Origin of the sequence: Parapedobacter sp. SGR-10, from assembly GCF_011030405.1 — a bacterium.
Classification (GTDB): Bacteria; Bacteroidota; Bacteroidia; order Sphingobacteriales; family Sphingobacteriaceae; genus Sphingobacterium.
In genome coordinates this window covers 1-9,390 of record NZ_JAAJTJ010000041.1, presented here as the reverse complement: position 1 = coordinate 9,390, position 9,390 = coordinate 1, and the positions used below count along the sequence as shown (strand labels likewise).

The 9,390-nt window shown below is 41.0% G+C and carries 12 protein-coding genes; 7 read left to right on the top strand and 5 right to left on the bottom strand.

Features of this window, described 5'->3' with window-relative positions; translation table 11 throughout:
• Positions 1-17: 17 nt before the first annotated feature.
• A complete protein-coding gene (locus G5B00_RS18420) occupies positions 18-140 on the top strand; it encodes a VOC family protein (RefSeq protein WP_410510781.1) in 123 nt (40 codons plus the stop codon).
• Between the two features lie 24 nt (positions 141-164).
• Positions 165-425 carry a VOC family protein gene (locus G5B00_RS18235; RefSeq protein ID WP_240894572.1) on the top strand — a complete coding sequence of 87 codons (261 nt, stop codon included), beginning with the start codon at positions 165-167 and terminating at the stop codon, positions 423-425.
• 65 nt (positions 426-490) lie between these two features.
• On the opposite strand, the gene G5B00_RS17475 is transcribed toward G5B00_RS18235, so the two are convergent.
• Together G5B00_RS17475 and G5B00_RS17470 are read right to left on the bottom strand one after the other, a co-directional pair.
• Positions 491-982: a hypothetical protein gene (locus tag G5B00_RS17475; protein WP_163878654.1), complete on the bottom strand. Its 492-nt coding sequence runs from the start codon at positions 980-982 to the stop codon at positions 491-493.
• A 44-nt stretch (positions 983-1,026) separates the two neighbouring features.
• Positions 1,027-1,980 carry a hypothetical protein gene (locus G5B00_RS17470; protein ID WP_163878651.1) on the bottom strand — a complete coding sequence of 318 codons (954 nt, stop codon included), beginning with the start codon at positions 1,978-1,980 and terminating at the stop codon, positions 1,027-1,029.
• A 508-nt stretch (positions 1,981-2,488) separates the two neighbouring features.
• Between G5B00_RS17470 and G5B00_RS17465 the strand changes: the two genes are divergently transcribed.
• Together G5B00_RS17465 and G5B00_RS17460 are read left to right on the top strand one after the other, a co-directional pair.
• Entirely contained in the window at positions 2,489-2,794 is a 306-nt protein-coding gene (locus G5B00_RS17465) for a YbaB/EbfC family nucleoid-associated protein (RefSeq protein ID WP_163878648.1), read from the top strand.
• Positions 2,795-2,831: 37 nt separating this feature from the next.
• Positions 2,832-3,527, top strand: coding sequence for a metal-dependent hydrolase (locus G5B00_RS17460; RefSeq protein WP_205966466.1), 696 nt, complete (start codon positions 2,832-2,834; stop codon positions 3,525-3,527).
• A gap of 62 nt (positions 3,528-3,589) precedes the next feature.
• On the opposite strand, the gene G5B00_RS17455 is transcribed toward G5B00_RS17460, so the two are convergent.
• Positions 3,590-4,450, bottom strand: coding sequence for an N-acetylglucosamine kinase (locus G5B00_RS17455; RefSeq protein ID WP_163878646.1), 861 nt, complete (start codon positions 4,448-4,450; stop codon positions 3,590-3,592).
• 455 nt (positions 4,451-4,905) lie between these two features.
• Between G5B00_RS17455 and rho the strand changes: the two genes are divergently transcribed.
• The 3 genes from rho (at position 4,906) to G5B00_RS17440 (ending at position 8,495) form a co-directional block, all read left to right on the top strand.
• On the top strand, positions 4,906-6,393 hold the full coding sequence (rho, locus tag G5B00_RS17450; RefSeq protein ID WP_163878643.1) for a transcription termination factor Rho: 1,488 nt from the start codon (positions 4,906-4,908) through the stop codon (positions 6,391-6,393).
• A gap of 53 nt (positions 6,394-6,446) precedes the next feature.
• Positions 6,447-7,127: a CDP-diacylglycerol--serine O-phosphatidyltransferase gene (gene pssA, locus G5B00_RS17445; protein ID WP_240894571.1), complete on the top strand. Its 681-nt coding sequence runs from the start codon at positions 6,447-6,449 to the stop codon at positions 7,125-7,127.
• Between the two features lie 162 nt (positions 7,128-7,289).
• Entirely contained in the window at positions 7,290-8,495 is a 1,206-nt protein-coding gene (locus tag G5B00_RS17440; protein ID WP_163878638.1) for a porin, read from the top strand.
• A 6-nt stretch (positions 8,496-8,501) separates the two neighbouring features.
• On the opposite strand, the gene G5B00_RS17435 is transcribed toward G5B00_RS17440, so the two are convergent.
• Both G5B00_RS17435 and G5B00_RS17430 read right to left on the bottom strand, forming a co-directional pair.
• Positions 8,502-8,954 carry a Fur family transcriptional regulator gene (locus G5B00_RS17435; protein WP_163878635.1) on the bottom strand — a complete coding sequence of 151 codons (453 nt, stop codon included), beginning with the start codon at positions 8,952-8,954 and terminating at the stop codon, positions 8,502-8,504.
• 64 nt (positions 8,955-9,018) lie between these two features.
• Positions 9,019-9,390 (bottom strand): hypothetical protein (locus G5B00_RS17430; protein WP_163878631.1); only part of this gene is annotated, 372 nt, incomplete at its 5' end.

Below are 9,390 nucleotides of genomic sequence, written 5' to 3'. Positions count from 1 at the left end.
TAAAGTTTATTAAAAGAATGAAACAGGTATTTATCAACCTAGCGGTAAAGGATGTCAACAAATCGATGGATTTTTATACCCGGTTGGGGTTTACGAACAATCCACAGTTTTCAGATGAGCAAGCCAAATGTATGGTATGAAGTGAGCATATTTTCGTGATGATCATGACGCATGAAAAATTTAAAACATTTACCCGAAAGCCGATTGCAGATACTAGAAATTATATTGCGGGTTTGTTTGCACTTGCAGTAGATGGCGTAGAGCAATTGAACGAAATCGTTGAGAATGGGCTGAAAGTAGGAGGCAAAGAACCTATGCCAATGGTAGACTATGGCTTTATGCAGTCACGGTATGTAGAGGATTATGACGGACATACTTGGGAAATTTTCTATATGGATATGAGTAAGCTACCTGCTGAAGAGTAATAAGTAAAGGTAAGATTTCCAGGCTTTCGAAGCTTTATAAAAGCTTCGAAAGTCTTTAATAAAACTTATCCTGCGATATCAAATTTTATCCAACCACTCCCTTCGTGTCCGAAGTAAAAATACTTTGGTTGGAGAATTTCGGCCAATATCTCTGTTTCAACAAGGTAATCGTATAGATCGCCATCGAAATAAGTCTTTTCAATCACGAAAATAGCATTGTTTTGGTACGCAGACGAAGCTAGAAGCCAAGGTTGTTGAAGCAATTCGAACAGTTGGCTGTACAGGCTTTCATCCTGTTGCAGGACAATGACGATATGTGGCCCTTCGTTGACATCAGCTGTGAGTTTTCCGCCTGCGAGTGTCACCTTTTCGTGTAGGCTTTCCGAAGAAAGTGGGATAAAATCATCTTTTTGACTCAAAATAACTACCGAGGGAAAACTTTCGGCAGGGAGATATTTCAACTTATGGGTCATGATGTTGACCTCTTCTTCCAAAATCGCTGCTTTTTCTCTGTTCTCAGCCTGTAAATGCTTCAAAAGTTCTTCGTAATACCTCATATTGCAAAGGTAATCAGCCTATAGCTATTTACCTAATTCTGTGTTTAGTGAAATTTCTTACGAAGGACAGCATACAGTTTTTCGACGGTCTGCGGTTTGTCCGCCCATCCGTTTTTCAAGGCGTAGTTGGACTGCAGGAAAGCATCGGCTTCAGCAAAATTGTCAAACCTGTTTAACAACTCGATGGCCTCACTATAAGCTAGGCTATAACCGTTGAATAAGTCTTTGATAAATAGCAGTTTGTCATTGAGGCTAATGGCTGTTTTGATGTCCAATACCTTGTCTGAAGAAGAGGTAGATGTCTGGAATTGTTGAGTGAAATTCTTACCTGCCATTTTTTGTTGCTGTATCAATTCGTTGATACTCAATGGCCGGCTTGGAGCTTCCTGTTCTGTCTGTTGCTCGATATGTGCAGCGACTTCCTCCAAAGTAACTTCTTGTTGCTCTTCCTCTTTAGGCTCATCCTCAATAGGAATTACTTTTTCTTCTTCTACAATAGTCGTACTTACGGGAGCTGTTTCTTGCGGAGCTTCGAAAGATATTTTGGCAAAATTATCGGTGTCAGGCTCTGCAATAGCTTCTTCGTTTTCTTCCTCTATCGTCGTATCTTCCTCCTGTTCAAAAGACAGTTCTTCTATTTCTTCTGAAATATCCTGCGGTTCCTCCACAATCTCCTCAAACGTCTTCTGTGTATCGATCTCTTTCTCTTGAAAATCCGTTTCGGGGGTAAAAGCTGTTTCTTCTACAGCTGCTGTGTTTTCTACAGGAGCAGGTTCTGCAGACACAGCCCTTACAGGGCTGTCATCATAGGAAAATTCCTCATCCTTGATATAGCGCAAAGCCTTGATGTGACTGGATAGGTAATCTATGCTGCCGGAAAGCAGCGTCAATTCGGCTTTGTCTATGTTTTCGATGGATTTTAGTTCCAGATATTTAGCATTGATATCTATCAACAGATGGTCTATTTTTTCAAAAAGTTGATCTTTCGATGTGGGCATACGACTTGGATTTAAACTTAAATGACATAGGTAGGTGTATACGTGTCTTGCTGCTAAACAGCCTCAAGGATACAGCCTCTTCTATACTCCAAAAATAAGATTTAATTTTGATAATTGTAAGTGCATGATAATGGATTTAAGCTTTTCTTAACAAAAAGATTCTTGGAGGAGCTAAAATGTCGCCATTGTGTCCGACAACAGGCGAATGACGGTAGTTTGTTCGCTTGACATTGATGCGGTGGTCGTGATGACCTGGAGAGATTCATTTAATGAAAGCTTAACATCCGGGAAATTTTAAAGAAATAAGAGCACACTATATTTGTAGTGTACTTTAAAAGATGACACTTCATCACGTTTAGGTTAAAAATTGGTTAGTTAGAAAAGCACTTTTGCCCATCAAAAGTGCTTTTTTGTATATGGATAAATAGGTTGGTATGATTTGTTTGTCCACTATTTTGACCAACAAGCCTATTTTCGTAAATTGCGTAAAATTAAAATCAGAGAAGAGATGTTCGATAAATTGTTTCAAGCACAACAAAAAGCGCAGGAGATCAAGTCTAGATTGGATAACATTTCAGTAGTTGGCGAAGCTGATGGTGGCAGGGTACGTGTCATCGCTTCCGCCAATAAGGAAATCAAGGAGGTGACGATCAATGAAGAATTGTACGAGGAGAACGATAAAGAGCAGTTGGAAGAGTTGCTGATTGTAGCGCTAAACAAAGCTTTGGTCCAAGCCGATCAAGTCAGCCAGGCAGAGATGCAGGCGGCCACGCAGGATATGTTCGGTGGATTGGGTAATTTGTTCAATAAATAACCAGTTGGTATCACATTTTAAAAATACTTTTAATTTTATGGCAGATCACATTTCGGTACGTTATTTAGGGCATGCGTGTTTTGAATTTGATTTTAACGGTACAAAAGTGCTTACCGATCCGTTTATTACGTATAATCCTTTGGCAAAGGACATCAACATAAGCAAGTTGAATCCGGATTATATTCTACTGAGCCATGCGCATCAGGATCATGTTGCTGATTTGGCTAATATTCAAAAGCAATCCAATGCTACTGTGCTAGCGATTGTGGAGACGGCTGATTGGGTTAGGAAACAAGGGATTCCGGATAAAAATGTCATTGAGTTTAATTTTGGTGGTACATTGAATCTACCCTTTGGTCGGGTCAAGATGGTGTATGCCCTCCATACGAATAGCACGCCGGATGGAGCTTATGGTGGAGTGCCATGTGGCTTTGTCTTTTTTATCGGTGAAAAGAAAATTTACTTCGCTGGAGATACGGCTTTGACGCTAGAGATGAAGTTGCTCGAAGATTTGAATTTGGATTGGGCCTTTTTGCCGATAGGAGGGCATTATACGATGGATATGTACGATGCGGTGAAAGCGGCGAAATTTATACATTGTGACAATATTATTGGTATGCACTATGATACTTTCTCGCCTGTCACCATTGATACGAATGAGGCTCGTCACGTGTTTGAAGAAGCAGGATTGAATCTGAATCTTTTGGCTTTGGGAGAGACGAAGGCGTTATAAAATAGTAGAGACGCAATGCATTGCGTCTCTACAGTCTGTTTTGTTTTATATAATAGATGATGCTAGTTTGTCTGAGATGTTCTTTCCATGTGGAATTTTACCAGGTCGTCTATAGGCGAACGTAAGATCTTGCCGACCTTCATGCCATATTGACTGGCTTTTTCTTCCAATACGTTACGGAAATTGTATCCTACCGATCCTATACAGTTGAATGTATAGCTTTGATAATTCGGATATTTGCTGACCAGGTTTGCAAAAAAAGCTTCAAATGCATCTTCTACAATTTTACGGGTATATTCGATATTGACATTATTGTCGTAAACGAATTTGCTGAAGCTTGCGCAGAACCTGTTGGCGAGAGGTTTAGTGTAGACATTGTCCATGATTTCGTCTGGAGTGAGCTTATAGGTGTCGAAAAAAGCCTTTGCGACGTCTTTTGGCATCAATCCACGGATAAAGTCGGTCAATAACTTTTTGCCGATGTAGCTACCGCTACCTTCGTCTCCAAGTATATAAGCAGCTGAATCGATATGGTATGTGATCTTTTCGCCATCGTAAATGCAGGAATTGGTTCCTGTACCTAATATAGCGGCGAATCCCGGTTGCGTACCCAGCAGTGCCCTTGCAGCCGCTAAAAGGTCGTGACCTACCTCGATCTTAGCATTGGGGAATAAGGCACGGAATGCATTTGCGACAATTTCAACCTTTTCCTCGTTGTGTACCCCCGCTCCGTAATAATTCACTTCGGTGATTTTGTCCAGAGGTAAATCTTGGGGTAATCCTTTTTTCAAAGAACCTACGATGTAGTCACTGTCGACAAAATAGGGGTTGTAACCTTCGGTGTTGAAATAGATCTTTTTTTGATTATCATCCAATAGGCACCAATTGGTTTTTGTTGAACCTCCATCTGCAATTATAATCATGGTTGTCTTTTTTTGTTTTTTGAAATATCAGTGTTTTAAGCTTTTCGAAGATACAGCATTATTTACGAAAATCAATGATTTACCTATATTTTATTTTAAAATAATTTTAAGAAGATGTTAAAATCGATGTTTTTGATGCTTTAAACGTGTTTTTTTTGAAAAGAAAAGATAGTGTAAAAAGTACAATTAGTTGTGCAATGTTTTGTCTTTTTTTTGTGTTTCATTAGCGCAATCCTACTTTATTATGCTATCGATTGCATAAATTTTTACTTTTTCTTTGAAAATTCAATTCTTATGTCTTTCTTTGTGCATTCTCAAATTTGTCCTTTCAAAAAGATACTTCTTCTTTTTGCATGTTGGAAAAGGTGGTGACGGAAAGAAATTAGATTTATTCAGGATAGATTTCATAAAAATACAATCCAAAAAACTCATAATAGTACAATATTTTTAAATTAATGGATATTACCGAATTGAATTCAAAACTCGTGTCCGAATTGCGCGAGATAGCGAAGGTGTTAGGAATTGGCGATGTCGAAAAGTTACGTAAGCAAGAATTGATAGATAAGATTGCTGAGGTGGCTACACAACCTGTGGAGGAGGAGCCCGAGCTTGTCGCAGAATCTGTAGAAGCAGACGCAGAGCGGCCTAGAAGAAGAACACGTACCGTAAAGTCGGCTCCTGTAGCTGTATCAAAGAGCAATAGGGATAGCAGTGCTACAGAACCTACGTTATTTACACCCGAAAGATCGGAGACGGATGGGCCTGCTGAAGCCGAAGAGGAAATCTCCGAAGGCAAAAGAATAGAAGCATCCACCGTAAATACGGATTTTGATAATGTTATTGTAAATGAAGGTGTATTGGAAATCATGCCAGATGGCTATGGTTTCTTACGGTCTTCAGATTATAATTATCTGACTTCTCCCGATGACATTTATGTGTCCCAGTCTCAAATCAAGCTGTTTGGCTTGAAGACAGGAGATAATGTGAGAGGATGTATCCGTCCTCCCAAAGAAGGTGAGAAATACTTTCCGTTGGTACGGATAGAGTCCATTAATGGACAAAATCCTGCCGAAATACGTGATCGTGTGCCGTTTGATTTCTTGACACCGTTATTTCCAGACGAAAAGTTGAATCTGGATTTGGGAGCCAACAATTACTCTACACGTATTATTGATTTATTTACACCTATAGGAAAAGGACAACGTGGCCTTATCGTTGCTCAGCCTAAAACAGGTAAGACAAACTTACTCAAAGAGGTGGCCAATGCTATTGCCAAAAACCATCCGGAGGTTTATTTGATCATCTTGTTGATCGACGAACGCCCAGAAGAGGTCACGGACATGGCGCGTAGTGTGCGTGCGGAAGTCATTTCGTCGACATTTGATGAGCCAGCAGATAGACACGTGAAGATCGCAAATATTGTTTTGGAAAAAGCAAAACGTATGGTCGAGTGTGGACACGATGTAGTCATTTTATTGGATTCGATCACACGTTTGGCCCGTGCTTACAACACCGTGGCTCCTGCTTCGGGCAAGATCTTGTCGGGAGGTGTGGATGCCAACGCGTTGCACAAGCCTAAACGCTTCTTTGGAGCGGCGCGAAACATCGAGAATGGTGGTTCATTGACCATATTGGCAACAGCGTTGACCGATACGGGTTCCAAAATGGACGATGTCATATTCGAAGAATTTAAAGGTACGGGTAATATGGAGCTTCAATTGGATCGTAAATTGGCCAATAAACGTCTATTCCCTGCTATTGACCTTACCGTTTCGAGTACACGTCGGGATGATCTACTGGTCGATAGGGATGTCCTGCAAAGACTTTGGGTATTGCGCAATCACTTGTCGGATATGAATTCTACGGAAGCGATGGAGTTTTTGTTGCAACAGCTTAGAGGCACACGTTCCAACGAAGAGTTTTTGATCTCGATGAATGGATAATTCATGAATAATTGATATTTTTAAGCCATCGTTAGATGGCTTTTTTTATTTGTATGAAGAAACATATTCCCAACACCATCACTTGTCTTAATCTGTTCTCTGGTTGTATCGGTGTGTTGTTGTTGCTGAAAGGAAATTATATGGGGGCATTTTATTGTGTGCTGGCATCGGGGATATTTGATTTCTTTGATGGGATGATTGCCCGGTTGTTGCATGTGAAGTCTTTGATCGGCAAGGAGTTGGATTCTCTGGCAGATGTAGTTAGTTTCGGTTTTTTGCCGGGCACAGTCATGTATATGTTGCTACAAGAGGTTACGGATCATGCCTACTTGCCGTATGCTGGTTTTATCATCACGGTATTTTCGGCGTTGAGACTGGCCAAGTTCAACATCGATGAACGACAAACGTCTGATTTTATTGGTGTGAATACGCCTATGAATACTTTTCTAGTCATCTCGTTGCCTTTTATAGGGGAACGATACCCGGCATATATTTTTAATATATATGTGCTTTTGGCGTTGACCCTTATTCTGAGTGTATTGCTGGTTTCCGAATGGAGGTTGTTCTCGATGAAACTGACTTCGTTGGCATGGAGTGAGAACAGGTTTAAGTACATCTTTGTGCTGATTTCGGTGCTGTTGGTGTTTGGGTTGAATATATTGGCCGTGCCGTTTGTTTTTTTACTTTACCTTTTGTTTTCCTGGTTGCATTTTTCGAAGAAAAGGGGTGGGTAAGCCGTTATTTTTCCCAAATCTTTCCCAATTTAATGAAGAGTTTTGTGACAAAGGAATGCAATAGGACTTGCTTTCAACAAATCGAAATAATGCTATCTTTGTGGCTGCGGTAGAGAGAGGGTGGGTAGTATGTTCAGGATGCCCTGAGAAACAAAATAAGGTATGAAATTATATACGAACTTTGCACTTATACTCATTTTAACATTATGTACTATAGGGGTTGCTTTTTCGCAAGAACGCGATGACAGAGCAACTATCCTCAATTTCAAAGGGATACAATACACATCCAAAGATTCGCTGTTCTATACCAATTTTAGGTTTAGAATGCAGAATAGATTAAAATTCAACAATGTCTTGGATGAAGTGGATAATGGGCAGTTTGAAGCCCGCATACGTAGGCTCCGTATGCGCATGGACGGGTATATCTATACACCGAGAATATCTTATTCAGTTCAGTTGGCCTTTACGCGTGGTGATCAGGATTTTGACGATACGGGAGTGCCCAATATTGTTCGGGATGCGGTCATATTCTACAATTTTTCGGACGATTTTTATATTTCATTTGGTCAAAATAAATTGCCGGGCAACCGGCAACGTGTCAATTCCTCCGGTGCGTTACAATTTGCCGAACGTTCCCTGGTCAATTCTTATTTTACCATAGACCGTGATTTTGGATTGTCCTTCAATCTGAGTAAGAAATTGGGGCATATGCCAATCAATGCCAAAGCGGCTATTTCGACCGGAGAGGGAAGACCTGTCAATACGACGGATGATGGGTTGGCCTATACAGGACGTTTGGAATTTCTGCCCTTGGGGGATTTTACAAATGACAACGATTATTCGGAAGGGGATTTGGAACGTGAAGAAAAACCAAGGCTTTCTATCGGAATAGGTTATAGCTACAACGACAGGACCGTCCGTGAGGGGGGGCAGATAGGTAAGTTTGTTCAAAATCCGTTTACCTTGACAACGACCTTTGCCGATGCTATCCTCAAATATCAAGGCTTTGCCTATCAAGCCGAATATATGCAGAGAGGGGTGGACGACCCTATGAATATGACAGATGAGGGTGAAGATTCCGAATTGACATACACCTATAAAGGGTGGGGGCTCAATCAACAGGTGTCGTATCTGTTGAATCATGGGTATGAAGTCGCAGGGCGATATACGTTTATAGAACCTCATCGGGATATTCGGGCATATGAATCCCAAATCGATGTGCTGGAACTGGGTTTAACAAAGTATCTAAAAGCCCATCGTCTCAAATTCCAATTGAACGCAAACTACATGGTCAAGGATGGCTACTTCAACAATAGCCATAAAAAGAATTCGTGGGGAGGTACGTTTCAGGTAGAACTGGGCATATAATGCGTGTCACTGACATTTATCACAGATACCCACAGCATTGATAGCGATGGAATGAAGCGCAAACCCGGAAGGAACACGGATGTTCGGCATAGTGATCTCATCCAGGCAAAAGACAGAGTTGCAGGACGAACAGATAAAATGTACGTGCTGATCGTGGTGGTGATGGGACGTGCATTCGGTGGAGCAAATGGCATAGGTGGCTGTACCATTCAGATCAAATACTTTATGGAGTATGCCTTTTTCTTCAAAACTGGCGAGGATACGGTACAGGGTTACGCGGTCAATATCGTTGCCCAGTATTTTTTCCAGATCGGGTTGCGATATAGCGGATTCTTTGTGGTCAATGATATCCAGCACACGAAGCCGGGGTTTCGTCACCCTGAGCTGATTAGCGCGTAAGAGTTGTTCAAAATATTGACGGTTTCCGTGCGATGATCCTATATGATGTGAAGCCTCCATAATAGGGTAAAGTTACGAAAAAAACTTTACCAAAGTCCCAAACTTTGGTAAAGTTACCCAAGCATTAATCACACTGATACTCGTAATTCATGGTTTCGATCGATGTGCCTCTTTGGGTGGTCAGGCTCGTGATCTTTCCGTCCTGATCTTCCGTATAGGTAATGGACACAGTTGCGTCAATCTTTGTAGATTTTACCGCATTCTTTGAGTTGTTTATCTTCATACCGTCATGCTCGAATAATTCATCGAAATAATTATAGTCTCCGGGCTGTTGGGGTTTATCGGTGTAGTATTCATAGGTGCGTCCTCCCGGTGCCGTTATCATGTTGCCGTTTTCCCATGTGTACGTATATGTAGCAGGCAGATCATCCGATGATTCGGTAACAGTTATTTTGATGAGCTGTGTGTTTTCGTTATACAAAAACACGGTATTGAA

Excerpts from the sequence above, each read along its gene's own strand:
- rho (WP_163878643.1), top strand. The coding sequence starts at position 4,906 with ATGGATATTACCGAATTGAATTCAAAACTCGTGTCCGAATTGCGCGAG.
- G5B00_RS17475 (WP_163878654.1), bottom strand. The coding sequence starts at position 982 with ATGAGGTATTACGAAGAACTTTTGAAGCATTTACAGGCTGAGAACAGA.
- G5B00_RS17440 (WP_163878638.1), top strand. The coding sequence starts at position 7,290 with ATGAAATTATATACGAACTTTGCACTTATACTCATTTTAACATTATGT.
- pssA (WP_240894571.1), top strand. The coding sequence starts at position 6,447 with ATGAAGAAACATATTCCCAACACCATCACTTGTCTTAATCTGTTCTCT.
- G5B00_RS17470 (WP_163878651.1), bottom strand. The coding sequence starts at position 1,980 with ATGCCCACATCGAAAGATCAACTTTTTGAAAAAATAGACCATCTGTTG.
- G5B00_RS18420 (WP_410510781.1), top strand. The coding sequence starts at position 18 with ATGAAACAGGTATTTATCAACCTAGCGGTAAAGGATGTCAACAAATCG.
- G5B00_RS17460 (WP_205966466.1), top strand. The coding sequence starts at position 2,832 with ATGGCAGATCACATTTCGGTACGTTATTTAGGGCATGCGTGTTTTGAA.
- G5B00_RS17465 (WP_163878648.1), top strand. The coding sequence starts at position 2,489 with ATGTTCGATAAATTGTTTCAAGCACAACAAAAAGCGCAGGAGATCAAG.
- G5B00_RS17435 (WP_163878635.1), bottom strand. The coding sequence starts at position 8,954 with ATGGAGGCTTCACATCATATAGGATCATCGCACGGAAACCGTCAATAT.
- G5B00_RS18235 (WP_240894572.1), top strand. The coding sequence starts at position 165 with ATGACGCATGAAAAATTTAAAACATTTACCCGAAAGCCGATTGCAGAT.
- G5B00_RS17455 (WP_163878646.1), bottom strand. The coding sequence starts at position 4,450 with ATGATTATAATTGCAGATGGAGGTTCAACAAAAACCAATTGGTGCCTA.